Raw genomic sequence first — 24,169 nt, forward strand, 5'->3', positions numbered from 1 at the left:
CAGGGCGAAAAGCGTGCCCGCTTGACACCCCTCCTCGTGCGCGGCAAGAGCTGCGGTGCGACTCGTGACGGGACCCCACCGCCGGGACTGCTCGCTCAGGGCGGCGTGGACGGCTCGGCTTCGCCATCGCTGTGCCTGCGATGATCTGGTCTCCGAGTTGGCGAGCAGAGGAGTGCGGTCGTGGACAGCCCGTCTCTTCGATTGCCGTCGCCTGTTGAGGAGGTGCACGACGAGCGGGTGAGTCGTCGTGGTGTTCGGCTCTTCCTGAAGCGGGACGATCTGATTCATCCTCAACTCACTGGTAACAAGTGGCGGAAGTTGCGCCTCAACCTCGCGGCTGCCAAGGAGCAGAGCTACTCCCGGCTGCTGACCTTCGGCGGTGCCTACTCGAACCACATTGCCGCTACAGCCGCGGCAGGTCATCTTTTCGGGTTCGAGACTGTGGGCGTGATCCGGGGTGAGGCCCACGAGCCGCTCAACGATGTTCTGGCGTTCGCTGTTGGTCGGGGTATGGAGCTCACGTACCTCGATCGCGGCACTTACCGCCGCAAGATGCATGCGGACGTCCTGGGGCTGTTGCGCGATCAGTTCGGCGATTTTTATCTCTTGCCCGAAGGCGGCAGCAACGGGCTCGCCGTTCAGGGCTGTGCCGAACTCCCTGCGGAGATCGACGTTGAGTTCGACAGGATCTGCTGTGCGTGTGGTACCGGTGGCACGTTGGCGGGCATTGCCTATGGCTTGCGGGAGAACCAAAAGGCGGTGGGGTTCGCTGCGCTGAAGGGTGGCGACTTCCTGGTCGAGGACGTTGAACGACTCCAGCGTGAGGCGTTCGGTGCTGTGAGTACCAATTGGACGGTCCGCACGGAGTTTCACTTCGGCGGGTTTGCAAAGCGGCGTGGCGAGCTGGATGCCTTCATCGACGACTTTGAGGCACGGCACGGCCTGCGTCTGGAGTGGGTGTACGTCGCCAAGATGATGTACGGCGTGTTCGCGTTGATCGAGCAGGGAGTCTTTGCTCGTGGCCAGAGGGTCGTTGCTGTTGTCACAGGTGCGGATCAAAGCTTCATGTCGTAGGCCAGCTGTGCGTCCTTCGAAATGTCGCTCTCGCACCACTCCAGTTCCCAACGGCCACTGTTGATCGAGAACTTGCGGCTGAAGCCCAGCCACATCCCGTGCATCCGCCGGCCGGACGGGTCCACCACCATCTGCATGGTGCCGTGGTAGACGGCGCCTCGGTAGTACCCGGTCGGTGAGGTTGTCTCACGCCATGTGCCTGTGGCAACCGCGGAATCAGTCATCAAGTCGAGTTTCATGCTCGAACCTGTGGTGTGAGGAAGGCTTTGCGCGGTGAGCCGATTCTGCTGCTGCCGGATTACTACGTAGTGCTTGCCGACGAACTCTTCGTCGCGGCCCTCACTGCGGTAGTAGTACTGGCTCAGCCAGATTCCGGTCAAGCGCTGCGTGCTTTCACTTTGGTCGGTCGGCAAGGCCAGGGCTGCCGTTGCCTTCGCGAGCAGTGCCCGTCCGAGTTGGTCGGCCAGAGCGGCGATGTCCAGGTGGGGACTCGCGTCCTTCCCGATCAGTTCGAGTTGCTTCGCGGTGTCGAACGCGGGATCGGACGATCGGAAGTCGGCGCAGTCCGAGACGAGGTCGCTCGTGCTGCACTCGTACAGCTCGGCAAGTCGGTTGAGGACAGCGATAGATGGCTCGTGTCCGGTCGGTGCAGGCCACGTTTCCCAGTAGGAGAAGGCCTTGGACGACTTGGAGTCGGCAGGCCACCTCTCGTTCCAGTGCTCGGCTGCCTCACGCTGACTCCACCCTCTCGCGAGGCGGAAGGCCACACGCATGTTGACCTTGTAGCGCTGCGAGAAGTCACGCGCGATCTCGCCCCACGTCTTGTGCTGGGATCGAGCTGTCGCGGCCAGGGCGGCTTGCTCCTGGCGGATGCTCCGAAACGTAGGCGGCACCTCACGAGGCTACAACTTGTCCCCGTTTAGCGGGGAGAAGCTGTGTCGCAAGATCATCGTCGGGCAGGATTCCCGGGCGCGCTGAGCTGCGGTTTCCTGGTGTACATGCCAAAGAGGACATCCACAGCGCGGGGGCGCGAGTTCGGTGACGGACTGCGAGCGGCCATCAGGGCAACTGGCCTGCCCTCGTGCGCGGTCGCCGAGATGGTTGGGTGGCACGAGAGCAAGCTTTCGGATCTGGTGCGGGGTAAGGGTGGCGCTACCGAACTCGAAGTGGCCGTCCTGCTGGGTGCCTGCCGCACTGCGCTTCCCGAGCGTGAGCACCTGCTGAAGCTCTTCCGGGAGACGGAGGTCAAGGGCTGGTGGCAGCAGCACGGCACCTGCAATCCCGTTCGTCTCCGCACTGCGGTTGGGCATTTGGCTGTCGCCGAGTCGATCGTCAGTTGGCAGACCCACGTGGTGCCGAGCTTCTTGCAGACGGGTAGCTATGCGCGTGAGGTGATAGCTGCGTCCGTCAACGTCCGGGCGAATGAGCTGGAGGATCGGATAGCGGCCCAGGTCGAGATGCAGAGGCTGCTTTGGCGCATCTCGGAGTGCACGTTCTACATCCACGAACTGGCTCTGTCGCTTCAAGTTGGCGGCCGAGACGTGCACGTCGAGCAGTTGCGGCACCTCCTCTTTGCTGGGAACCGGCCGAGCTTCGCCATTCGCATCGTTCCTGCTGGGGTCGGTGCGCACGCTGGGATGAACGGGTCGTTCACGAAGCTGGACTTTGAGAGACATGAGTCGATCGTGTGGCTGCAGAACGAGAACTCCAGCCTCTTCGTCGAGGACGAGTCGGCGGTCGCCGGCTACGGGGCGGTCGTTCGGCGCCTGGATGAGATCAGTCTGGACGTCGAGCAATCCAAGGTCATGATCACTCGTCTTGTGGATGCGTTCCTCGCCGAACGGAATCTGGCCACCTCTGGCTGATGGACCCCTGGTGGCACATCGAGCAGCCGCGCATCAACGCGGCCCGACAAACCGCACCAAAGGAGAAGCAGCATGTCTACTGCAGTGACCCTGCGCGACCCGCGGACCTGTGTGTCGGCTGAGGTGTGGGACCGAGAGGTCCGTCTGATCATGCGCGACCACGACCGGGATCGTGACATGGCCGAGCGCATCTTCGGTCAGGCTGTCGCCTACCTCGTGGTCGCGGGCGAGCACTCGGACATCCCGATGGGGCCGACGCCGATCGTCGACGAGGGCGTGCACAGCTTCATGCTCGACACACCCAACTACTTCCTGTTCTGCGACGAGAACAACAACGGCCGGTACATCCACCACGTCCCCAACCTGCCCGAGGACGGTGGGGCAGGGCCGCTCGTGCTGAACAGCACGATCAAGGCCATCCGCACGGCCGGGTTCGCGATCGACGCCGAACTGTGGAACGCGCAGTCCGTGGACTGCAACCAGTGCTATGCGGGTTGCCACGACAGCCCCGGCGGCAAGTAGCACGCACTGGGGGTACGACCGCTGATACCGTCCCTCGTTCCGCGTGTCCGGAGCGTGGAACGAGGGACTCTCCACACGAAGGGATCGCTGGTGAGCAGCGCCCAAGCAGAGATCTGGGAGCGGTACGCCGCGAAGTACACGCCGCGTCGCGCCGTCAACGTGGCCGGCGCGACGACCTGGCTCAACTGGACCCAGTACCCCGACCACGGCCCCGACGAGACCGTCCTAGGTGACATCTACGGCAAGAGCGTGCTCGAACTCGGGTCCGGCGCCGGGGCCAACTTGGCCCATCTCGCCACCCTGGGCGCGGTCTGCACGGGCGTCGACATCGCTCCCAGTCGTGCTGACCTTGCTCGCCAGGCCTGGGAGCACCTCGGGCGGTTGGAGTTCGTCACCGCCGACGCGCTTGGCTACCTCACCAACACGAGGACCACGTTCGACGTTGTCTACTCGATCTTCGGTGCGGTTTGGTTCACCGAACCGGAAGCTCTCTTTCCTTTGGTGCGCAAGAGGATGAGCGGCGGCGGTGTCTTCGCCTTCTCGCAGCCGCCCGCCACTGTGCAGGAGGACGAGGCCCGCCAGATCGTTCGGCAGCGGCACCTTCCTGTTCGCCAGTGGATCGAACAACTCGCCGCGACAGGGTTCACGGAAATCGTGGCGGAGACCATCGATGCTCCCGAGCTGGGCAAGCCCGGGACGGTGCTCATACGCGCACGTGCCGCATAGATGCGCCTAGGAGCCACGTGCTGGATGCACGGGCCGGGGTGACCGTGTGGTCAACCCCGGCCCGCCGGTTAGGAAGCCGGGACTGCTGCTGCGCTTGTCGTGAAGATGTTGTCCACCGTCAGGCCGTCTGGGGACGGGGCCTGGTTTTTCATGGGCACGCGGCCTTCGGAGCGCATGTCCTCGGCCAGGCCGGGGTCGCGTGGGGTTGAGATTGAGCCGGCCTCGATGCCTACGGCGCACATGCCTACGGACGTGCAGCCGTACACGGGGCCGTCCGGGCCGTCGTACCAGTGCTGCAGGTAGAAGACGTACTTGCCTTTGGGCAGGGCCGAGGCGGCGTCCGGGAGGGTCGTTTCGGGCTGCCTGGAGAACTCCACCACGGCCTTGGAGATGCTGGGGGTGCTCGACTTCTCCACCTGGATCGCCACGTTCGACGTGCGGTGGGCGGGCTTGCCGGGGTCGGTGTACTCCTTGCCTTCGGTGACGCCGCTGATGGTGCCCAGCACCACCAGTTGCGACTGGGAGGCCAGCTGCTCGACGGTTTCTGGTTCGTCCGGCATCGAGCCCTGGACGGTGTGTGCGTCCCAGAAATCAGGAGTGGTGGCGGGGGTGGTTGATGAACATGCGGTGAGCGCCAGTGCGGCTGCGCCCGCCAAGAGCAAGGTGCGCATGGGGATCCTCATCAGTAGGCGCCGTTGATGTGGTTCTTGTCGTGCGTGGCGTAGTAGTTGTGGTCGGGGTTTCCGCGCATGCACGAGCGGTTTGGTGTGGTGTACGAGCTGTTCTTGCCTGAGGCGTGGCCGAGGCCGACGGTGTGGCCGATTTCGTGGCAGCCGAGGGACTTGTAGTTGCTGTGCGGCTTGCGGTTGTTGATCACTAGTTCGTGCTGGTCGCACTTGGCCGCGTTGACGCGCTTGATGCAGCTTGCCCAGGCGTAGGCGTTCCGCAGGTCTGCTGGTGGGTTCCAGGTTGAGTACACCCACACGTCGACCTTGGTGTTGTAGGTGGTGTTGACGCTTGTGGTCATGTCGGTTGGCGCTAGCGAGTTCTTGCGCGCCCAGTCGACGCCGGATTTCTGGGCCGAGCTGAGGTCGTCGTCGAAGTAGAAGCTGTGTGCCTTGTTGTCCGCATGTGGGCTGAAGCTGTTGGCGGCCGCCGTTAGTGGCGCCGCTACCAGCAGAACCAGTGCGGAGAGCAGCACTGCGAAGGTTCGCTGTTTCCCCATGTCACCAATTTGTCAGCGGGCGCTGACAGATTGGTGACACTGAGCGTGACAACGAGGGAGAGAGATGGGCGCGGGATTCCACGCCGAACCAGAAGGCTTGAAGTACACGGCGACGCACGACGTCGGCAAGCTCATCGACCACACGCACACCGCGCGGAGCAAGATCGCTCAGACCGAGCAGCTCGACGGGCGGGCGTTCGCTGGGGACGTCGAGGTCTACGAGGCGCACGGGGAGTGGTTCGGTGCGCGGTCGACGTTGTTGGGCGTGTTCGCGAAGAACGAGGAGAACCTCGTGTTGGCGCAAGAGGCTCTCACCGAGGTTGCCGAGCGCTACATCGCCGCGGACGCGGACAACGAGCGGGCGTTCGGAGGGTTCCTGTCGTGAGCTGGGCCAATGACATGCAGAAGCACGCCGACTACTTCTGCAAGAAGTTCGACGAGCAGGACGACTGGTTCTTTCCTGACCACCTGGAGAAGAACGCCAGCTACCCGACGGCGAAGGAGGACGTCCAGCTCCTGTTCGCCAAGTTCGGGCGGTTCATCGACGTCGACGTGGCGCTCGGGGGTGTGCGCGACGAGATCTCGTTGCTGTCCAAGGCGGCGGACGACATCGACCAGGACTTCTGCGAGGGCGTGCTCAACGACATCGACCTCTACCTGGAGAACTGGGAGGGCGACGCCGCCGACGGCTTCCGCTCGTACCTGCGCGGACAGCCGAGCATCGAGGGTGCGCTCGCTCGCAAACGGGACATCGTCCGTGCCGCGAAGTACGCGATGCAGGCCTACGAGAAGGCGATCACGAGCTTCCGCGACGACGTGCTGTCGCTGGTCGAGACCGGGCACAAAGGGGTCGAGGCCGGCGAGGTCAGGGAAGCCAAGATCATGATCACGCTCGCGTCCGCGGCGGTGTCGATCGGGGTCGCGGCCGCTACCGCTGGTACCGGTGCGGCGTTCGTCGCCACGCTCGCGGTGGGCGACGCGCTGCAGACCGGGGCTTCCGGCGTCAACTCGACGGTGCTCGAGGCGAGCAGTGTGGAGGAGGTCATCGGCAAGCTGCCGGAGAAGGGCGAGGACATCCTCGAGACCGGTCGCAGGCAGATGGAGAAGGTCCGCATGGGCTTCCGCGCCGTGGCCGAGACCATGGCGGGTGCCGGTGTGCCCGAGGTCAACCCGCCCCGGCCGCGCCTGGTCACCGATGACAAGTTCAACCCCGACGACTTCCACCAGGACGGCCGCAAGCCGTCGGGCAAGATCAGCCACGACGACCTGGTGAAGGAACCGAAGGAAGTGGACAGCGGTCCCGCTCGGCCGGGTCTGTGATGGAGGACGCGGAGGCGCGCGCGGCTCGGCTGCGCGCCCAGTCCGAGGAGGGTGCCGCGACGGTCGACCGTCGTCAGCAGGCGCGGGAGTGGGCCGAGAAGCAGGTCGCCGCGGTTCGCGGCACCGCGGGGTCCGAACACGGTGACGTGCGCGCGACCGTCGACCACTCCGGACTGCTCCTGCGGCTCGAACTGTCGCCTCTCACCAAGCAGGCCAAGCACGAGGACCTGGCGCACGCGATCACCGCTGTCGTGCGCCAGGCGACGGCCGACGCGCGGAACCAGGTGCGCGAGGTCTACGTGCGGTTGCAGAACGAGGGTGTGATCCGGGCTCTGCCGCCGTTCCTGCTGCCCGCACCCGAGGCAGGAGCGGTGACGCTGGCGCTGCCGGTGCGCGGGAACTCGCCGTCGAGGCGAGCAGGTGACCACGCCGAGGTGGGACCACCGGACAGCTGGCTCAAGGAAGAACCCTGGTGAACTAGCCCGGATGTTTCGCGTGGCTGCCGGGTTCCAGCCCACCACACCCGCACGAAAGCCCCGGGGCTGGACCTGCCAAGGGCATCAGTGAAGTAGGTCCGGCCGGACTCTGGCTATCTCCTGGGTCAGCTGCCGGACCGTGGCGATGTTCGGCAGTTTCAGTTCCACTTCCGGATTGGCGTCCGGCACGGGTTTCACCAGCGCGCTGTGGCGAGTCGCGAAACGGCCGTCCGCGGGGGTGAACACCAGGGCCGACAGCACGGGCTTCGAGTTCGGGTCGCCCTTGACAGGCGGACGGGGTTCCCGTCCGCGCACGGCACGCAACTCCTCCCACGCGATCAGATCGGATCTGCGACCGGCTCGCCACCACAGTCCACGTTGATCGACGAAGAAGCGATGCATGCGGGGGACGGAGCCCATCATGACCAGCAGGCCGCCCAGCGCGAGCGCGCCGAAGAGGAACGACGCGGCGGCCGGAGAAATGTTCTTCGCTCTCGACGAAGCTGACGGATGCCCGACGTCCGGGAAGACAGCGATCAACCCGAAGATGACGAACATGGCCAGCCCGCCGATGAACAACCACCGGCCGGGCCGGTATTCGATGACGGGCGTCTCAGGATCGGGGAACGACGTCTGTCCTGGCACGAACGGCAGGCTAGCCGAAGACGGCTCCAGCATTGAGGGTTTCGCGACCTGCGCCCCGGAGCGCGCCAGCCACCAGCAGATCGCCGTTGTCGCGAACAGGCGTGCTCAGCGCACCACTCTCCATTCGCGGCACACCGCCGAACCTTCACTCCCGTGAAAGCCCTGGGCTAGGACCGGCGGCGTTCCAAAAGGACGGTGTCCCGCCATTCGCCGTGGTGCTGCGCGATTCGCTCGCGCACGCCCACCGTGCGGAAGCCTGCCTTGTGGTGCAGCGCGATGCTTGCCCGGTTCTCCGGGAAGATCACTGCCTGCAGGGTCCACAGGCCGTCGGCGTCCGCTGCCGAAACCTGGTGGTGCAGCAGGGTTTTGCCGACGCCTCGGCCCTGGGAGGCGTCGGCCACGTAGATCGAGGTCTCGACCACCCCGGAGTAGCACTCGCGGGCGGAGACCGGGGTGGCGGCGGCCCAGCCGGCGATCGCGCCGTCCACCACGGCGATCCAGCGGTGGTCCGGGAGCCACTTGGACTCCAGGGTGCGGCGGGACGGGACGTCGGTTTCGAAGGTCGCGTTGCCCGAGGCGATGCCCTCGCCGTAGATGCGGCGAACGTCCGGCCAGTCCGCAGCGGTCATCGGGCGCATGGTCACGCCTGGCACCGGGCGGACCGAGCCTGTGGTCAGGGCACCCATCACCGCGTCCGCGGCGTGGGGGAGGCCCGTGCAGCAGGCCGGGTTGACGGTGACGAGCGTGGTGGTGCCCTCGCGCTGGACGTGGACGAAGCCGACTTCCGCCAGCTTGCGGACGTGGTGTGAGCAGGTGGACTGGCTCACGCCCAGGAGGGTGGTCAGCTCGCCGACGGTCACCGCGCCCGGCGCTGAGGCCACGTGGTGGAGCAGGCGGACGCGGGTGGGGTCGGACAGGGTCGAGAACCAGCTGGCGTAGGTCGCGGCTTCGTCGGTCAGCACCCGGCAAGTATCGACGAGCGTCGATGGAGGATCAAACCGAATACTTCTTCACGCAGAACGACGAACCGCGGAAGAAGCCGTCACCGAAGGCCTCCACGCGGGCGAAGCCGGAGGGGACGGCTTTGCCGTTCACGTCGGAGGCGATGAGGCTGTCGTCGGCCAGGAGCTCGGCCACCGCCTCGTCCAGGTCGCCGGGGGACAGGCGCAGGCCCGCGGCGGGGTCGGGGCGGTTGGTGAGGCCCGCCCAGGCGCCGGTCAGGCAGGCGGTGCGCTGACCTGCGGCCTCGTCGTCGAGCTTGAAGCCGGTGGCGTGCTGGATGGAGAGGGAGAAGCGGGAGGCGATCACGGCGAACGCCGCGAAGTCGCCGATGCCGCCCTTGCTGCCCTTCTTCGGGGGCGTGCCGATCTTGACCAGGCTGGGGAGGTCGAGCTGGACCTGGTTGACCGCCGGGCAGTAGGAGGCCGGCGAGGTGGTCTGGGCGTCGTTGCAGGACTTGATGCCGCCCTTGTCGAACGCGGGGAAGGCCGCGCCGCTCGACTTGTAGGCGTCACGCAGGGACTCTTCCAACGCCTTGAGGTACTTGTCCTCGCTGATCTTGGCGTTGCCGCGACCCTGACCCTGATCGGTGTCCGAGAGGTCGAAGGGGCGTTCGGTGATGCGCTTGTCGATCTCGGCTTCGTTGATCTCCGCGCACCTCGCGGCGCCGCGGGTGAAGCCGAACTGGAAGGCCGAGACGCGGTCGAACGCGCTGCCGTGGGCGCCCTGCTTCTCGAACGACGTGCCGGCGCTGTCGCGGATGAAGAACATCGTCTGCAGGACCTGGTTGAGGCCTTCGCCGGTGGAGAGTTCGAAGTGCTTCGACTTGTTCTCGGCGATCCAGCGCATGAAGACGCCGGTGTAGCAGTCGGCCTGCTGCTCCTTGACGATCGACGGCGTGTTGGCGCCGATGTTCGACGCGGGGCCGAGTTTGTACTGCACGGCGTGACCCATCTCGTGCGCCAGGACGGTCACCACGGCCATGGGGCCGAACGAGTCCTTGAGCATCGGGAGGAGCTCGCCCCGGTCCCAGGTGATGCTGTCGTCGAGCGCGCAGTAGAAGGCGTTGGCGACGCCGGCGGTGTTGAGCTTGCAGACCTCGACGCCCTTGCCGTTGGAGTCGTAGGAGATCAGCCGCTTGACCGGTTCGAAGGTCTTGCCGGGGAACGAGCCGGGGAACTCGCCCTTCCAGAACTCCTGCACGTCGGCGAGGGTGTTGATGGCCAGCCGGTCCATCTCGCCGCCGTCGCCGTTCTCCACGCTCAGGTCCGCGTCCGGCACGCCCGCCTTGGGGCCGGACGGGCCGTTGGAGATCTCCAGGCCCGCGACCTTCGTGGGGTCGGGCCGCTCGCCCTTCGGGTCGCCCTCGACCACGGAAGCGCAGGCGGTCAGGGCTGCGGTCGCGGCCAGCGCGACGGCGATTCGTCCGATCCCCATGGACCGGAACAGTACTAAGAGTGTTTCGAGGCCGTGTGGCAAGGACCTGCGGCCAAACGTGAAACGGTCTCACCCTCTGGGGTGATTTCAAGACTGCACGGACTCGTTTTCGTTGTCTCGCCGATGTTTCGGAGCGCACAGTCCGTCCGCAAGCCTTCGGTGTGGAAGGAGTTTGGCGGTATGGGTAGAACGCGCTGGGCACGGTTCGTAGGGGTGCTCGGAATCGGTGCCGTGGGTGCCGGTGCACTCCTCGTCGGCATGTCCCAGGGAGCGCTGGCCGCCTCGTTCGCGGTGTCCGGCACCAATTTCAAGGTCTCCGCCGACAGCTTGACGGGCCAGGGATTCGTCCAGTTCGGCGGCGTGGACGCGGGTGCCGGTCAGGTGCACGTCGTCGCGGTCAGCGGCTTCAAGACGGCGACGCTCAACAAGTTCTGCCAGTCGGTGTTCGTCGCCAACATGCCGATCGTCGGTGACGTGACGATGCGCATCACCGCGGACGGCGTGGGCGGTATGTCGGCCGACAACCTGGTCGTCAACCTCACCGACCTCTCGGGTGACCTGACGCTGGGCAACCCCGAGATCGGTGTCGACGCCGGCAAGGTGACCAAGGGGCCGGACAACCTCAGGGGTCTCCCTGGTTCGTTCGGTCTGCAGGCTGACTCGGCGAACATCTCCGGGCTGAAGCAGACCGCCTGGGCCACCACGGCTCAGACCATCAGGTTCAAGGGCATGAACCTGACCATTCGCCAGGGGAAGCAAGAGTGCTTCTGAGGATCTGGCGCGCATTCACCGCGTGGCGACGTGGCCGGCCCTTCTGGGCCGGCCTGTTCGTGGCAGGCGGTGCGTTGATCATCCTGTTCCCGCCGTTCTTCGGCGTGAAGCTCGGCGACATGGTCATCTCGATCCAGACGCTCGGCGGCGTGTCCGCGCTGCTGATCGGCTCGTTGCTGGCGATCTGCGCGGTGGCGTTGTGGGTGGCGCCCAAGTTCCGGTTGGCGTCGGGCATCGTCACGGTGCTGCTGTCGCTGGTCGCGCTCGTCGTGACCAACATGGGCGGGTTCCTGGTCGGAACCATCCTCAGCCTGCTCGGCGGCGCGCTCGCGGTGGCGTGGACGAACGAGCCCAAGGAACCCAAGAAGTCGAGGAAGGCGAAGCGCGAGGACAGCGCGGAGCTGGAGTCCGAGCCGGAGCCTGAGCCGACCCAGAGGGTTCACCCCACATGATCCGAACACAGCCGATGGCGGCGGTCGCGATGGCCGCGGTCCTGGCGCTGCAACCGCCGTCGAGTTCGGAGCCGCCGCCTTCCAGCAGCAGCAGCTCCCCGGCTCCGACGACGAGCTCCGAGGCACCACCTGCGTCAAGCACGCCCTCCGAACCACCGCCGGTGTCGTCCACCGTGCCGACGCCTCCGTCGAGCACGGCGCCTCCTACGACGCCGACGCCCCCGCCACCGGCCCCTGCCCCGGTGGCGGCGGGAGGACGGGAGTGGACGCTCACCGCGTCCCGGCTCGAGCTCGGTGGCCTCAACTTCGTCGGCGTCGTCGACTCGGTGGTGAACGGCAAGGTCCTCAAGGTCCTGAAGTTCACGACGAGCGACATGAAGATCAGGGACCTGGTGCAGACGGCCGAGGTGTCACCGGGGGTCAAGCTCGTCACCGCGGCGCGCGCTGGCAGCACGTCCACGGTGAACCGGGTGAAGCTGCCCGGTCAGGGGCAGCCGCCGCCGGTGATCGAGCTGTTCACCCTGCAGCTCAAGGGCAACCTGGACATCCTCGGCATCAAGATCCCGGTCGACTACACGGCAGCGCACCCGCCGCCCCTGAACGTGCCGTTCGCGACGTTCACCGAGGTGACGGTGCGCAACACCGACCTGATCGGTGGAAACCTGACGATTCCGGGCGCGCGGATCTCCGTCGTGTCCGACCAGGCACCGGTCAACAGACGCTGAAGCCCGCACCAGGCCACCGAGCCGGTGCGGGTTTCCGCTCATTCAGGTCAGGGTCGGATCAGGTCAGAGCCCGCACTTCTTCGGGCCCTCGAACACGCCCTCGCGGAACCGGGCCACCCGCTCGAACCCCGGATCCACCGCGTCCTCGCCCTTCGCGTCACGCGCGGCGTAGTCGAAGCGCAGCAGCACGGTCACGGCCTCGTCGAAGTCACCCGGCGAGAGCCCGAACCCGTCCTGGCGCTGGAACACCGCGCCCGTGTACGCGCCGGCCAGGCACAACGCCGCCTTCGACGCGCCCTCGCCCTCCGTCGGCTTGCCCTGCGCGGCCAGCTCGGCCAGCGCGTACCTGGTCGCGATCAACGTGCCGGTCGCGTAGTCGCCGAGTTCCTTGTGCAGGGCCGGTAGCTCGTCCTTGGTGTCGATCTTGATCGTCTTGTCCGACGGGCAGTACGCGACGGGACCCTGGTCGCCGGAGCAGTTCGGCTCGCTCTGGGCGGCCTCGGCGCGCGGCGCGGGCCAGGTCTTGCCCGCAGCGGTGGCCAGGCCCTTGAAGTAGAGGTCCAGGTCCGGCGTCACCGACTCGAGCATCTCCGAGAACGGCAGGTTGCCGGCGTTCGCGCGGTCCTTGACCGTGGTGAACGCGCGCTGGGTGAACTGGCGGTTCTGGACGCTCATCTGCGCGCAGAACTTCGGTCCCTGCTCGTAGCCGTCCTGGAACGCCGCCACGCGGTCGAACGCGCTGCCGTGCGCCTGCTCGTCCTCCGGGGAGGTGCCGACCGGGTCGCGGAACGAGATCAGCGCGCCCAGGGCCTTGTCCAGGGCGTCCGCGCCGATGTCGAGCCGCCCGGACTTGCCGTCGGCGACGTTGCGGACGAACGAGCCCGCGAAGCAGTCGGCCTGCGCCTCGGTGAGGATCGTCGGGTACTTCTCCGGCTCGCGGCGCTCGGCCTCCGGCGTGATGCCCATGCGGTTCTGCACCGCGTGACCGATCTCGTGCGCCAGCACCACGACCACCGCGGCCTCGCCGAAGCGGTCCTGCAGCACCGGCAGCAGCGACGCGCGGTCCCAGGCGATCGCGTCGGCGGCCGGGCAGTAGAACGCGTTGCCCTCCACGTCCGCGGCCTTCTGCGTGCACGGTGGCGGCTTCGCGGTGGCATCGGCCGTGTCGACCGAGTAGTAACCGCCGCTCAGCTGCTTCCAGGGCTTGTTGAACGTCTGCTGGAACGACTGCTGCCAGAACTCGTCGATGTCGGTGAGAGCGGTCGCGGCCAGCTTGTCGATCGGGCCGTTGTCCGAGCCGCGCACCTGGATGGTCTCGGTGGAGGCCTCTTTCTTCACCACCTTGGCGGCACGCGGGCGCCCAGGGATCTCAGCGGTGCAGCCCACCGCGAGCAGGGCGGTGGCGACGATCAGCGCGATGCTCCGGTGCCGCATGAACCCATTGTGCCTGCCGGTCGGCTCGAGGGGCGTCCTACTCGTCGAACTCAGGCGCATACAGAAGCCAACGTGCGGCAGGCTGATCAGGTTCACCGCGCCGGAGTCGGCCGATCGACCTACATTTCCACCTGTGCGCGAATTGCTGTTCGCCGCGTTGCTCCTTCTCGGCCCTCCTACCGGGGCCGATCCGGCGATGCCCGGCTGCACCGGCGGCATCTTGCCGGTCCCGAAACCCAACGGCGTGATCGTGGGACCGGGCACTGTTTTCACGTCGATCGAAGCGGTCCCGCAGGGCATCTACGACCTGTCCGTCTGGGCCGGCAGCGCCAGGCCGAGGCCGACGACCGCGATCGGGCTGCAGTTCCTCGACCACGCCGGCGTCCAGACCGGCCGGACCTACTCCCGCCGGCCGCTCCAGCAGCAGCCGAAGCGGTACAACAGTTACGGCATGATCGCGCCGCCGAACGCCGCCACGGTGCGGTTCTTCGCCACCACGACCACGGAAATCCACTGGGACTGCGTGTTCCTCAGGGTCTCGGCCTACTCGCTCGCACTCGAGTCGGCCGGGGACATGCTGAAGATCACCGTCACGAACACCGGCGGCCTGCCGCTGAGCGGGCTCCGGCTCGGCGTCCCGGCCTGCGAAGGCCTGGACGCCGAGCCGTTCGACCTGAAAGACCAGGTGGTGCGCACCTGCGCGGGGGCGGTTCCTGCCACCGCGACCGTGTCCGGAGCGCTCTACTGGAACGGAGCGCTGCCGGACAGGTCAGTCAGTCTTTGATCGGCGCGACGGGCTTGGTCTCGGCCACGGGCTTGGGCTCGACGGCAGGCTCTGGCTCGACGATCGGCTTGATCTCCGTGGTGGTCTCCGCCTCGGTGACCGGCTCGATCTCCGCCGCGGTCTCCGTCTCAGCAGCAGCCTCGATCTCCGTGACCGCCTCGGCCTCCGCGACGACCTCGTCCGGCTCGTCGGCGGGGTCGGGCACCAGCCACAGCACACCGGCGGGCGGCAGCTGCAACAACGCCGAATACGGGCGGCCGTGCCACGGCCTGTTCTCGGTCTCGACGCCACCGAGGTTGCCCACGCCGGAACCGCCGTACACCGAAGCGTCGGTGTTCACGAGCTCCTTCCACCGGCCCGCGGTGGGCAGGCCGACGCGGTAGTCGTAATGCGGCATGCCGGCGAAGTTCGCCACGCAGACCAGCTGCGAGCCGTCCTCACCGATCCGCAGGAACGACAGCACGTTGCCCGCGGAGTCGTTCGCGTCGATCCACTGGAACCCCTCCGGCGTGACGTCGTGCGAGTACAGCGCCGCCGCCGTCTTGTACACCGAGTTCAGGTCGCGCATCAGCGACTGGATGCCCTGGTGCAACGGCTCCTGCTCGACCAGGTGCCAGTCCAGCGACCGCGACTCCGACCACTCCTGCCGCTGCCCGAACTCGCCGCCCATGAACAGCAGCTGCTTGCCAGGATGCGCCCACATGAAGGCCAGCAACGACCGCACGCCCGCGGCCTTGTTCCAGTCGTCGCCCGGCATCCGCTGCCACAGCGAGCCCTTGCCGTGCACCACCTCGTCGTGCGAGAGCGGCAGCACGAAGTTCTCACTCCACGCGTACACCAGCGAGAACGTCATCTCGTTGTGGTGGAACGACCGGTGGATCGGCTCGCGCGACAGGTAGTGCAGCGAGTCGTGCATCCAGCCCATGTTCCACTTGAACCCGAACCCGAGCCCGCCCAGGTGCGTCGGCCGCGTCACGCCCGGCCACGCCGTCGACTCCTCGGCGATCATCACCACGCCGGGGTGCCGCCGGTAGACGGTCGCGTTCAGCTCCTGCAGGAACCGCACCGCTTCGAGGTTCTCGCGGCCGCCGTACTCATTCGGCAGCCACTGGCCCGCCGGTCGCGAGTAGTCGAGGTAGAGCATCGACGCGACGGCGTCCACGCGCAGACCGTCGAGGTGGAACTCCTCGATCCAGTACAGCGCGTTCGCCACCAGGAAGTTGCGGACCTCGTTGCGCCCGAAGTCGAAGACGTACGTGCCCCAGTCGAGCTGCTCGCCGCGGCGCGGGTCGGCGTGCTCGTACAGCGGGGTGCCGTCGAACTTCGCCAGCGCCCAGCTGTCCTTCGGGAAGTGCGCGGGCACCCAGTCGACCAGCACACCGATGCCGCGCTGGTGCAACGTGTCCACGAAGTACCGGAAGTCGTCCGGCGAACCGAACCGCGAGGTCGGCGCGTAGTACGAGGTGACCTGGTAGCCCCACGAGCCGCCGAACGGGTGCTCGGCCACCGGCAGCATCTCGATGTGCGTGAAGCCCATGTCCTCGCAGTAGTCCGCGAGCTCGACGGCCAGCTCGCGGTAGCCGAGACCCGGCTTCCACGAGCCCAGATGCACCTCGTAGGTCGACATCGGCGCGTTCGCCCACTGCGTGGCCTCGCGCCGGGCCTCCCACTCCGCGTCCTGCCACTGGTACTCGGACCGCGTGACGACCGAGGCCGTCTGCGGCGGCACCTCGGTGGCGAACGCCATCGGGTCGGCCTTCTCGTGCCACACGCCGTCCTGGCCGAGGATGCGGAACTTGTACCGCGAGCCCACCACGACGTTCGGCAGGAAGACTTCCCACACACCGCTGGAACCCATGGAGCGCAACGGGTTCGCACGCCCGTCCCAGCCGTCGAAGTCACCCGTCACGCGCACACCGCGCGCGTTCGGCGCCCACACCGCGAACGAGACACCGGTGATGTCGCCGGAAGCCGTTTCGTAGCAACGAACATGCGCGCCCAGCACGTCCCACAGCCGTTCGTGCCGGCCCTCACCGATCAGGTGCAGGTCCAGCTCGCCGACCGTCGGCAGCCACCGGTAGGGGTCGTCGACCTCGACCGCGGGCCCGCCGTTGTACTTCACCAGCAACCGGTAGTCGCCGGGCGCCTCGGGCAGCTCGCCCTCGAACAGGGCGTCGGCGATGCGTGGCAGCTCGACCTGCTTGTCTCCCCACGCCACCGCCACCGAGGTCGCGCCAGGCCGCAGGGCCCGCGCGATCACCTGGTCACCGATGGTGTGCACACCCAGCACCGAGTGCGGGTCGTGGTGCGCACCTGACAGGAGCCGGTCCAGGTCGGCCTTCACGATCTACTCGCCTCCGCTAGTCATCCGGGCGATCGACGAAAGCGGAACCGTCAACCACTCCGGCCTGTTGGCGTGCTCATAGGCGACCTCGTAGACCGCCTTGTCCAGCTCGAAAGCGCGCAGCAGATGCGCGTTGTCCCGCGGATCGGCCGCCACCTCGGCGTACCCGTCGCAGAACGCCGCCCGGTTGCGCTTCGTCCACTCCATCGCGCGGTAGGCGAGCTGGTCGTCGTCGGGCTGACCGATGAGCAACTGCCGTGCCGCGTAGTCGAACGACCTCAGCATCCCCGCCACGTCGCGCAACGGCGACCTCAGCGCGTTGCGTTCGGCGACGTCCGCCGCCGGCTCGCCCTCGAAGTCGATCAGCAGCCAGCCGTGCACGGTCCGCAGCACCTGACCCAGGTGCAGGTCGCCGTGGACGTGCTGGATCGAGATGGCGCCGATGTGCCGGCGCGCCTCCTCGAACGCGGCGCGCAACGGCTCCTCGTACCTGCCGAGCTCCGGTACCGCCTCCAGCACGACGCCGAGACGCCGCTGCATGCCCGCGATGGCGCGGTCGATCGCGTCGTCGTCCGCGATCCGCGTGCCGAGCGCCTCGGCGAGATCGGCGTGCACCTTCGCGACGGCGTGGCCGAGGCGTTGCGCCTCACCAGCGAAGTCGCCACCGACCTCGAACGCGTGCAGGTCGGCCTCTGCCATCAGGTCGCGGACGGAGGTCTTGGCCATGTCCCAGCCCTCGACCGCGTCCGGCAGGAACTCCTGCAGCATCGCGAGAGTGACCTGCTCGCCGTCCAGCTCGGTGGAGATCGACCCCAGCGGCTGCGCGATGTGCTCGCAGCCGACCGACCGCAGCGCGCGGTGCATCGTGAGGTCGCGGTTCTCGCCGATGGCGAGCTTGCGGAAGATCTTCAGGATGTACTGCTGGCCGTAGATCAGTGACGTGTTGGACTGCTCGACGCCGATCGGCCGCCCGCGCAGGCCCGAGCGCAGCTCCGCGCCGGGTTCGTGCGCGAACGTGATTGCGTCCGTGCTCTGCCCGGACGCGATCCGGTCGAGCAGCACCCCGTTGTGCTCGGGGTCGAGCAGCACGTCCCACGCGCCGGTGCTCAGGCTGAGCGCGCCCTGGTAGCACTCGGTGCGGCCGGGCTGCTCGACCTCGAAGATCACGTGCACCAGGTCGCCGTCCACCACCGTCGTCCGGAGTGGACGGACAGCCGTGATCGGCTTGTCCTTGCCGCCGAACCACCTGGCGGCCGGGAGCAGATCAGGCAGTGAGGCGACCAGTTTCTCGACGAGCTCGTGTGGATCGGTCACGCGCGATTCACCTCATCTCGCTGTCGTCGCCCGCCTCTACCAGCTGGAACCAGTAGAAACCGTGACCCGGGAGGGTCAGCAGGTACGGGAGTTCCCCGATCGCGGGGAATTTGACACCTCCGGTGAGCTCCATGGGGGCGGAGTCGCGGTGCTCGGAGAGGTCCAGCTCGACGGGTTGCGGGAAGCGTGACAGGTTGTTCACGCAGAGCACGATGTCCTCGCGGCCGTCCGGGCGCTTCCACTGCCGCTTGTAGGCCAGCACGCTCGGGTTCGACCCGCCCAGCTCGGTGAAGTCGCCCTCGGCGAACGCGTGGTGCTGCTTGCGCACCTCGATCATGTGCCGGGTCCAGTTGAGCAGCGATGTCGAGCTGTTGAGCTGCGCCTCGACGTTCAGGCCCTGGTAGCCGTAGACCGGGTCCATGATCACCGGCAGGTAGATCCGGCCGGGGTCGCAGCTCGAGAAGCCCGCGTTGCGGTCGGGCGTCCACTGCATCGGCGTGCGCACCGCGTCACGGTCCTGCAGCCAGATGTTGTCGCCCATGCCGATCTCGTCGCCGTAGTACAGAACGGGCGATCCGGGCAGCGACAACAGCAGCGCGGTGAACAGCTCGTGCTGGTTGCGGTCGTTCTCCAGCAGCGGCGCGAGGCGGCGGCGGATGCCGATGTTCGCCTTCATCCGCGGGTCCTTGGCGTACTCCGAGTACATGTAGTCGCGTTCTTCGTCGCTGACCATCTCGAGCGTGAGCTCGTCGTGGTTGCGCAGGAAGATGCCCCACTGGGCGTTCTCGGGAATCGACGGCGTCTGCGCGAGGATCTCCGAGATCGGGAACCGCGACTCGCGCCGCACCGCCATGAAGATCCGCGGCATCAGCGGGAAGTGGAACGCCATGTGGCACTCGTCGCCGCCGACCTCCGGGTCACCGAAGTACTCGACCACGTCCGACGGCCACTGGTTCGCCTCGGCGAGCAGCACCCGGCCGGGGAACTCGTCGTCGACCACCTTGCGGCACTTCTTCAGGAACTCGTGCGTGCGCGGCAGGTTCTCGCAGATCGTGCCCTCCTCTTCGAAGAGGTACGGCACGGCGTCGAGGCGGAACCCGTCGATGCCGAGGTCGAGCCAGAACCGCAGGATGTCGAGCATCGCCTCCTGCACTTCCGGGTTCTCGTAGTTGAGGTCCGGCTGGTGGCTGAAGAAGCGGTGCCAGAAGAACTGCCCGCGCACCGGGTCGTAGGTCCAGTTCGACGTCTCCGTGTCGACGAAGATGATCCGCGCGTCGGAGTATCGCGAGTCGTCGTCGCTCCACACGTAGTAGTCGCCGTACGGGCCGTCCGGGTTCTGCCGCGACTCCTGGAACCACGGGTGCGCGTCGGACGTGTGGTTGAGGACCAGGTCGGTGATCACCCGGATCCCGCGCCGGTGCGCTTCCTCCAGCAGGTACACGAAGTCCTCGACGGTGCCGAACTCCGGCAGCACCGCGCGGAAGTCGCTGATGTCGTACCCGCCGTCGCGCAGGGGCGAGGCGTAGAACGGCGGCAGCCAGAGGCAGTCGACGCCGAGCCACTCCAGGTAGTCGAGGCGGGAGGCGAGTCCTCTGAGGTCACCGGTCCCGTCGCCGTTGGAGTCGCTGAACGCGCGGACGAGGACCTCGTAGAAGACAGCGCCCTTGAACCAGCTCGGGTTCGCCGACGCCGGTTTGGCTGACCTGAAGTCCTCTGCCTGCGGTTCGACCAGGAAGCCGTCGTCGTCGATGGCTTCGCCGGTGTGCGGTGTTCCTTCCAACCCGAGTGCAGCGTCGGGACGGGAGTCGTCGGCCATGGTTCCCACCTCGTCGGGGGTTGTGCGGTGAGCGGGCTGAAGCGCGCGCCCTAAGAAAAACGTCGCTGGAGGCTCACGACGTGCGCCGTGGCACGCCACGGCTCGAGGCGGACGAAGTTGGCCTGACCCCAGTCCCAGGTCTCGCCGGTGACCTCGTCGTGCGCGATCACGCGCTCGTGCCAGTCGAACCCGAGTCCCGGCAGGTCGAGGTAGAGAGTCCCCTCCTGCGCGTTGTGCGGGTCGAGGCTGACGACGACCACGACGGTGTCGCCGGTCTCCGGGTCACGCTTGGAGTAGGCGACCAACGCGTCGTTCTCGATGTGCTGGAACTTCAGCGTGCGCATCTGCTGGAGTGCGGGATGCGCCTTGCGGATGTGGTTGAGCTTGCGCAGCCACGGTTCGAGACTTCGCCCGTCCGCCAGTGCACGGGCGTAGTCGCGCGGCCGCAACTGGTACTTCTCGGAGTTGAGGTACTCCTCGCTGCCGGGCTTCACGGCCTCGTGCTCGAACAGCTCGTAGCCGCTGTACACGCCCCACGTGGGGGAGAGGGTGGCCGCGAGCGCCGCGCGGAGCCCGAACATCGCCGGGCCGCCGTGCTGCAGCGACTCGTGCAGGATGTCCGGGGTGTTCACGAAGAGGTTCGGCCGCGCCTCGTCCCAGTGGTCGCGGACGTCCTCACCGAACTCGATCAGCTCCTGCTTGCCGGTCCGCCACGTGAAGTACGTGTAGGACTGGGTGAACCCGAGCTTGGCCAGGCCGTAGAGCCGGGCCGGGCGGGTGAAGGCCTCCGCCAGGAACAGCGTGTCCGGGTAGACCTCCTTCACCTTCCAGATCAGCCACTGCCAGAAGTCCGGCGGCTTGGTGTGCGGGTTGTCGACCCGGAAGATCCGCACCCCGTGCTCGGCCCAGTACAGGACCACGCGCAGCACCTCGTGGTAGAGGCCCTGCGGGTCGAGGTCGAAGTTGATCGGGTAGATGTCCTGGTACTTCTTGGGCGGGTTCTCCGCGTACGCGATCGAGCCGTCCGGCCGGGTGGTGAACCACTCCGGGTGCTTGAGCACCCACGGGTGGTCCGGCGCGCACTGCAGTGCGAAGTCCAGCGCCACTTCCAGGCCGAGCTGGTGGGCGCGCTCGACGAGCGCGTCGAAGTCCTCGATCGTGCCGAGCTCCGGCGCGATGGCGTCGTGCCCGCCCTCGTCCGCGCCGATGGCCCACGGCGAGCCGCAGTCCTGCGGCGTCGCGACGAGCGTGTTGTTGGGGCCCTTCCGGTTCACCCGGCCGACCGGGTGGATCGGCGGGAAGTAGACGACGTCGAAGCCCATCGCCGCGACCCGGTCGAGCTCCTTGGTCGCGGTGGCGAACGTGCCGTGCACCGCCTGGCCGGTCTCGTCGATCCCGCCGGTGCTGCGCGGGAAGAACTCGTACCAGGAGCCGAACGCGGCCTTCTTGCGGTCGCACCAGACCTTGTGCGTCTTGCCCTTGGTGATCAGCTCGCGCACGGGGTGCTCGAACATGATCCGCTGGACGTCGTCGGCGAAGGCCGGCGCGACGCGTTCGTTCAACGGCCGGTCTTCGTCGCGGAGTGCCGTCGCCGCGGACATGAGCAGTGCTCGCTCTTGCCTTCGATCGGGTCGCCTTGCCACTCGATCGAGTAGCAGCGCACCCATTTCGAGATCATTTGCGAGATCACCGGGGCCTTGTCCGGCCGCGATCTTCACCTCAACGGCGTGGTTCCAGGTGCCCCAGGGGTCACTCCACGCATCGATCCGGAAGGTCCACGCGCCTTCCGCGTCCGGAACGATGGTCGCGCCCCAGCGATCGAGGCCGATGCCGACCTCGTGCATTCTGGTCTGCCTGGCGACTCGGTCCTTCGGCCCGCGCCACGAGACTGTCGCCGCGAGTTTGTCGTGCCCCTCGCGCCACACCGTGGCTTCCACCGGGATGTGTTCTCCCACAACGGCTTTGGCTGGATACCTACCAGCCGACACCACCGGGGATACGTCGTCGATACCGAGTCGTCCGCTCATCCGGCAGCGCCCTTCCGCCGTGTCACTCCGTGTCGCTTCGTAATCCTGCCTTGCTCGATCAAGCCGTCTGACAGCGGGTTGCCCCATCTAGATCCGTACCCCGCCGATGTCGATCGCACACCTTGAGCGCCGTATGTGTCCAGGGTCTCTCGCCACCATGTGAGCACTTCACGTCCTCTCCAGTGGACCCTTCCCGTTCAACTCACGGTGTTACAAGGGTGCTACGGGTACCGTGCCGCGCGTGAACAAGCTTGGCGACCGCTACGTGTTGCTCGATCAGTTGGGTGCGGGTGCGATGGGCGTCGTGTGGCGCGCACGTGATGAGCTCCTGCATCGGGACGTCGCGGTCAAGCAGCTGCTCCTCAACGACGTGCAGCCGCACGAGTCCCACGAGGCCGTCCAGCGCGCCATGCGCGAGGGCCGCATCGCCGCGCGCCTGCAGCACCCGAACGCGATCGCCGTGTACGACGTCGTGGTCGACGCCGGCAAACCGTGCCTGGTCATGGAGTACCTGCCGTCCAAGAACCTCTCCGCGATCCTGGACGAGCGCGGCCCGATGCCTCCCCAGGAAGCCGCGAGGATCGGCTCCCTGGCCGCGTCCGCGCTGGCCGCCGCGCACGAGGCGGGCATCGTGCACCGCGACATCAAGCCCGGCAACGTCCTCATTGGACGTGACGGCGCCGTCAAGATCACCGACTTCGGCATCTCACGCGCCCTCGGCGACGTCGCGGTGACCAAGACCGGCATGCTCGCCGGCACGCCCGCCTACCTCGCTCCCGAACTGGCCCGCGGCGCCGACCCCGCGCCGCCGTCGGACATGTTCTCGCTGGGCGCGACGATCTACGCGATGACCGAGGGCGAACCGCCGTTCGGCAAGAGCACCAACGACCTGGGCCTGCTCTACAAGGTCGCGCGCGGCGACACCCGCCCACCGGTGCGCTCGGGCCCGCTGACGGGCCTGCTGGTGCGGATGCTCTCCAACGAGCCGTCGCAACGCCCCACCGCCACCCAGGCGGCCCAGGAACTGAAGGCGATCGCGTCCGGCGCCGTCGCCACCGTGACGCGCGTGATCCCGCCGGGCCCGCCACCCCGCTCCGGCACCGCCGTGATGCCGTCCACGGGCCCAGGGACCCAAAGCCCGCGCCCCATGCCACCCCAGGGCCCGCGCACCACACCCCCGCGCACCCGCCCGCCGGCCCCGCTGCCGGACCCGGAGCCCGAACCCTCGTCGAAGGGCCGCGGCCTCGCGATCGCCGCCTCGATCCTCGCGGTGCTCCTGATCGCCGGCATCGCCTACGCGATCGTCCAGGGCAACAAGGGCGAGAACAACGCGGCCGACCCCAGCTCGACCCCGGTCACCACGTCCGAGACCCCGGTGGAGACCTCGGAGAAGCCGACCCAGAACACCCCGGCACCCACCACGGGCAAACCGACCCAGACCAAGCCGAGCCCGCCGCCGTCCACCAAGCCGCCCGCGACCAAGTTCACCGCGGCCCAGGTCGTCACGTTCGTGAAGCTGCACTACGGCAAGCTGCCGAAGAACCCGGGAGGCGCGCGCGCCGACTGGAATCCCGACGACGCGCCCCAGGCCTCCGCCGACGACGAGTACTGGAAGGCCTACTCGAAGGTCACGGTCAAGGGCAACCCGCTGGTCACGCCGTCCGACGACGGCACCTTCTCGGTCACGACGGCGCTGGAGCTGACCGAGGCCGAGACGAACAAGGTCACGACCGAGGAGCACACGCTGACGATCTCGGGGAAGGGCGAGAAGCTGCTGATCACGGCTGAGGACCGGGGCTGAACGGCTCCCACTCCACGTCGCCGGAGCGGTCCCCGTGCTCGACGAACCGCTCCAGCACCCCGACCACCACTCCGATCGGGTGCTCACAGCCCACCGGGAACTCCGCCGTGACCCCTTCGTCGGTTTCGTACTCGACGGGCGCATCGTTGACCCCGCCCGAAGTGATCCACGCGTCCGTCCACACCGCGAACCCCACGCCGGGCCCGAGGCCGACGGTCAGCGTCTCCTCGCCGCGCGTGTACGACCAGCACTCGCGGTGGCCGGCGTGGTCCGCGGCGCGCTCGTGGACGTGCTCGACGAACTCCCGCGCCAATTCGGACATGAGTCCAGTATCGGCTGTTCACGGGCCGTGCTCGTCTTGACCGGTTCTGCAAGTCGTTGCAGGTGTGGCCGGGAACGTTGTCAGGCACTC

Annotated in this window: 24 protein-coding genes; 12 read left to right on the forward strand and 12 right to left on the reverse strand. The window is 67.4% G+C overall.

Annotated features, from left to right (window positions below):
- Positions 1-180 precede the first annotated feature (180 nt).
- Positions 181-1,074: a 1-aminocyclopropane-1-carboxylate deaminase/D-cysteine desulfhydrase gene (locus tag ACWGE0_RS39035; RefSeq protein ID WP_452265910.1), complete on the forward strand. Its 894-nt coding sequence runs from the start codon at positions 181-183 to the stop codon at positions 1,072-1,074.
- Here the strand turns inward: ACWGE0_RS39035 and ACWGE0_RS39040 are convergent.
- A complete protein-coding gene (locus ACWGE0_RS39040) occupies positions 1,056-1,967 on the reverse strand; it encodes a helix-turn-helix domain-containing protein (protein ID WP_452265911.1) in 912 nt (303 codons plus the stop codon). The genes ACWGE0_RS39035 and ACWGE0_RS39040 overlap by 19 nt on opposite strands.
- A 273-nt stretch (positions 1,968-2,240) precedes the next feature.
- Here ACWGE0_RS39040 and ACWGE0_RS39045 point away from each other — a divergent pair, with 273 nt between their 5' ends.
- The 3 genes from ACWGE0_RS39045 (at position 2,241) to ACWGE0_RS39055 (ending at position 4,187) form a co-directional block, all read left to right on the forward strand.
- Positions 2,241-2,939 carry a DUF5753 domain-containing protein gene (locus tag ACWGE0_RS39045; protein WP_452265912.1) on the forward strand — a complete coding sequence of 233 codons (699 nt, stop codon included), beginning with the start codon at positions 2,241-2,243 and terminating at the stop codon, positions 2,937-2,939.
- A 72-nt stretch (positions 2,940-3,011) separates the two neighbouring features.
- Positions 3,012-3,461, forward strand: coding sequence for a hypothetical protein (locus ACWGE0_RS39050; protein ID WP_452265913.1), 450 nt, complete (start codon positions 3,012-3,014; stop codon positions 3,459-3,461).
- A 90-nt stretch (positions 3,462-3,551) separates the two neighbouring features.
- Positions 3,552-4,187: a class I SAM-dependent methyltransferase gene (locus ACWGE0_RS39055; protein ID WP_452265914.1), complete on the forward strand. Its 636-nt coding sequence runs from the start codon at positions 3,552-3,554 to the stop codon at positions 4,185-4,187.
- A gap of 68 nt (positions 4,188-4,255) precedes the next feature.
- Here the strand turns inward: ACWGE0_RS39055 and ACWGE0_RS39060 are convergent, their stop codons facing one another.
- Together ACWGE0_RS39060 and ACWGE0_RS39065 are read right to left on the reverse strand one after the other, a co-directional pair.
- Positions 4,256-4,858: a hypothetical protein gene (locus ACWGE0_RS39060; RefSeq protein ID WP_452265915.1), complete on the reverse strand. Its 603-nt coding sequence runs from the start codon at positions 4,856-4,858 to the stop codon at positions 4,256-4,258.
- A gap of 11 nt (positions 4,859-4,869) precedes the next feature.
- Entirely contained in the window at positions 4,870-5,412 is a 543-nt protein-coding gene (locus ACWGE0_RS39065; RefSeq protein ID WP_452265916.1) for a hypothetical protein, read from the reverse strand.
- A gap of 64 nt (positions 5,413-5,476) precedes the next feature.
- Between ACWGE0_RS39065 and ACWGE0_RS39070 the strand changes: the two genes are divergently transcribed.
- Genes ACWGE0_RS39070 through ACWGE0_RS39080 form a run of 3 tightly spaced genes read left to right on the forward strand, consistent with a single transcriptional unit; the run spans position 5,477 to position 7,208 of the window.
- Positions 5,477-5,797, forward strand: coding sequence for a hypothetical protein (locus ACWGE0_RS39070; protein ID WP_452265917.1), 321 nt, complete (start codon positions 5,477-5,479; stop codon positions 5,795-5,797).
- On the forward strand, positions 5,794-6,732 hold the full coding sequence (locus ACWGE0_RS39075) for a hypothetical protein (RefSeq protein WP_452265918.1): 939 nt from the start codon (positions 5,794-5,796) through the stop codon (positions 6,730-6,732). The genes ACWGE0_RS39070 and ACWGE0_RS39075 overlap by 4 nt, the downstream gene beginning before the upstream one ends.
- On the forward strand, positions 6,732-7,208 hold the full coding sequence (locus ACWGE0_RS39080; protein ID WP_452265919.1) for a YbaB/EbfC family nucleoid-associated protein: 477 nt from the start codon (positions 6,732-6,734) through the stop codon (positions 7,206-7,208). The genes ACWGE0_RS39075 and ACWGE0_RS39080 overlap by 1 nt, the downstream gene beginning before the upstream one ends.
- Before the next feature lie 84 nt (positions 7,209-7,292).
- Here ACWGE0_RS39080 and ACWGE0_RS39085 read toward each other — a convergent pair whose 3' ends face one another.
- The 3 genes from ACWGE0_RS39085 to ACWGE0_RS39095 all read right to left on the reverse strand — a co-directional run bounded on the left by ACWGE0_RS39085 (position 7,293) and on the right by ACWGE0_RS39095 (position 10,289).
- The gene (locus ACWGE0_RS39085; protein WP_452265920.1) at positions 7,293-7,853 is read right to left on the reverse strand and encodes a hypothetical protein; all 561 of its coding nucleotides are present in this window, start codon (positions 7,851-7,853) and stop codon (positions 7,293-7,295) included.
- A gap of 167 nt (positions 7,854-8,020) precedes the next feature.
- Positions 8,021-8,815 (reverse strand): helix-turn-helix domain-containing GNAT family N-acetyltransferase, encoded by a 795-nt coding sequence (locus ACWGE0_RS39090; RefSeq protein WP_452265921.1) that lies wholly within the window; start codon positions 8,813-8,815, stop codon positions 8,021-8,023.
- 31 nt (positions 8,816-8,846) lie between these two features.
- Positions 8,847-10,289 (reverse strand): neutral zinc metallopeptidase, encoded by a 1,443-nt coding sequence (locus tag ACWGE0_RS39095; RefSeq protein ID WP_452265922.1) that lies wholly within the window; start codon positions 10,287-10,289, stop codon positions 8,847-8,849.
- A gap of 180 nt (positions 10,290-10,469) precedes the next feature.
- On the opposite strand from ACWGE0_RS39095, the gene ACWGE0_RS39100 reads away from it, so the two are divergent.
- The 3 genes from ACWGE0_RS39100 to ACWGE0_RS39110 are packed head-to-tail and all read left to right on the forward strand — an operon-like array spanning position 10,470 to position 12,237.
- Positions 10,470-11,060 carry a DUF6230 family protein gene (locus tag ACWGE0_RS39100; protein WP_452265923.1) on the forward strand — a complete coding sequence of 197 codons (591 nt, stop codon included), beginning with the start codon at positions 10,470-10,472 and terminating at the stop codon, positions 11,058-11,060.
- Complete coding sequence (locus tag ACWGE0_RS39105; RefSeq protein WP_452265924.1) at positions 11,051-11,512, forward strand: DUF6114 domain-containing protein; 462 nt, start codon at positions 11,051-11,053, stop codon at positions 11,510-11,512. Before ACWGE0_RS39100 ends, ACWGE0_RS39105 begins: the two co-directional genes overlap by 10 nt.
- Positions 11,509-12,237 carry a hypothetical protein gene (locus ACWGE0_RS39110; protein ID WP_452265925.1) on the forward strand — a complete coding sequence of 243 codons (729 nt, stop codon included), beginning with the start codon at positions 11,509-11,511 and terminating at the stop codon, positions 12,235-12,237. The genes ACWGE0_RS39105 and ACWGE0_RS39110 overlap by 4 nt, the downstream gene beginning before the upstream one ends.
- A 63-nt stretch (positions 12,238-12,300) precedes the next feature.
- Here the strand turns inward: ACWGE0_RS39110 and ACWGE0_RS39115 are convergent, their stop codons facing one another.
- On the reverse strand, positions 12,301-13,671 hold the full coding sequence (locus ACWGE0_RS39115; protein ID WP_452265926.1) for a neutral zinc metallopeptidase: 1,371 nt from the start codon (positions 13,669-13,671) through the stop codon (positions 12,301-12,303).
- A 133-nt stretch (positions 13,672-13,804) separates the two neighbouring features.
- Here ACWGE0_RS39115 and ACWGE0_RS39120 point away from each other — a divergent pair, with 133 nt between their 5' ends.
- A complete protein-coding gene (locus ACWGE0_RS39120) occupies positions 13,805-14,455 on the forward strand; it encodes a DUF7850 domain-containing protein (protein ID WP_452265927.1) in 651 nt (216 codons plus the stop codon).
- On the opposite strand, the gene glgB is transcribed toward ACWGE0_RS39120, so the two are convergent.
- Genes glgB through ACWGE0_RS39140 form a run of 4 tightly spaced genes read right to left on the reverse strand, consistent with a single transcriptional unit; the run spans position 14,445 to position 21,956 of the window.
- Positions 14,445-16,799, reverse strand: a complete 2,355-nt coding sequence (gene glgB, locus ACWGE0_RS39125; RefSeq protein ID WP_452265928.1) for a 1,4-alpha-glucan branching protein GlgB — start codon at positions 16,797-16,799, stop codon at positions 14,445-14,447. The two genes, ACWGE0_RS39120 and glgB, sit on opposite strands and share 11 nt — an antisense overlap.
- Before the next feature lie 3 nt (positions 16,800-16,802).
- Positions 16,803-18,113 (reverse strand): maltokinase N-terminal cap-like domain-containing protein, encoded by a 1,311-nt coding sequence (locus ACWGE0_RS39130; RefSeq protein WP_452265929.1) that lies wholly within the window; start codon positions 18,111-18,113, stop codon positions 16,803-16,805.
- Between the two features lie 7 nt (positions 18,114-18,120).
- A complete protein-coding gene (gene treS / locus ACWGE0_RS39135) occupies positions 18,121-19,929 on the reverse strand; it encodes a maltose alpha-D-glucosyltransferase (protein ID WP_452265930.1) in 1,809 nt (602 codons plus the stop codon).
- A gap of 50 nt (positions 19,930-19,979) precedes the next feature.
- Positions 19,980-21,956, reverse strand: a complete 1,977-nt coding sequence (locus tag ACWGE0_RS39140; RefSeq protein WP_452265931.1) for an alpha-1,4-glucan--maltose-1-phosphate maltosyltransferase — start codon at positions 21,954-21,956, stop codon at positions 19,980-19,982.
- 241 nt (positions 21,957-22,197) lie between these two features.
- On the opposite strand from ACWGE0_RS39140, the gene ACWGE0_RS39145 reads away from it, so the two are divergent.
- Positions 22,198-23,757 carry a serine/threonine-protein kinase gene (locus ACWGE0_RS39145; protein ID WP_452265932.1) on the forward strand — a complete coding sequence of 520 codons (1,560 nt, stop codon included), beginning with the start codon at positions 22,198-22,200 and terminating at the stop codon, positions 23,755-23,757.
- Here ACWGE0_RS39145 and ACWGE0_RS39150 read toward each other — a convergent pair.
- Positions 23,735-24,079, reverse strand: a complete 345-nt coding sequence (locus ACWGE0_RS39150; RefSeq protein WP_452265933.1) for an Imm1 family immunity protein — start codon at positions 24,077-24,079, stop codon at positions 23,735-23,737. The two genes, ACWGE0_RS39145 and ACWGE0_RS39150, sit on opposite strands and share 23 nt — an antisense overlap.
- Positions 24,080-24,169 lie beyond the last annotated feature (90 nt).

The sequence above is a fragment of the Lentzea sp. NPDC054927 genome, from assembly GCF_053610285.1.

Bases quoted from the DNA above. Each gene is read 5' to 3' on its own strand.
- ACWGE0_RS39050 (WP_452265913.1), top strand. From the start codon at position 3,012: ATGTCTACTGCAGTGACCCTGCGCGACCCGCGGACCTGTGTGTCGGCT.
- ACWGE0_RS39060 (WP_452265915.1), bottom strand. From the start codon at position 4,858: ATGCGCACCTTGCTCTTGGCGGGCGCAGCCGCACTGGCGCTCACCGCA.
- ACWGE0_RS39065 (WP_452265916.1), bottom strand. From the start codon at position 5,412: ATGGGGAAACAGCGAACCTTCGCAGTGCTGCTCTCCGCACTGGTTCTG.
- ACWGE0_RS39070 (WP_452265917.1), top strand. From the start codon at position 5,477: ATGGGCGCGGGATTCCACGCCGAACCAGAAGGCTTGAAGTACACGGCG.
- ACWGE0_RS39080 (WP_452265919.1), top strand. From the start codon at position 6,732: ATGGAGGACGCGGAGGCGCGCGCGGCTCGGCTGCGCGCCCAGTCCGAG.
- ACWGE0_RS39095 (WP_452265922.1), bottom strand. From the start codon at position 10,289: ATGGGGATCGGACGAATCGCCGTCGCGCTGGCCGCGACCGCAGCCCTG.
- ACWGE0_RS39100 (WP_452265923.1), top strand. From the start codon at position 10,470: ATGGGTAGAACGCGCTGGGCACGGTTCGTAGGGGTGCTCGGAATCGGT.
- ACWGE0_RS39110 (WP_452265925.1), top strand. From the start codon at position 11,509: ATGATCCGAACACAGCCGATGGCGGCGGTCGCGATGGCCGCGGTCCTG.
- ACWGE0_RS39115 (WP_452265926.1), bottom strand. From the start codon at position 13,671: ATGCGGCACCGGAGCATCGCGCTGATCGTCGCCACCGCCCTGCTCGCG.
- treS (WP_452265930.1), bottom strand. From the start codon at position 19,929: ATGGCCGACGACTCCCGTCCCGACGCTGCACTCGGGTTGGAAGGAACA.
- ACWGE0_RS39140 (WP_452265931.1), bottom strand. From the start codon at position 21,956: ATGAGCGGACGACTCGGTATCGACGACGTATCCCCGGTGGTGTCGGCT.
- ACWGE0_RS39150 (WP_452265933.1), bottom strand. From the start codon at position 24,079: ATGTCCGAATTGGCGCGGGAGTTCGTCGAGCACGTCCACGAGCGCGCC.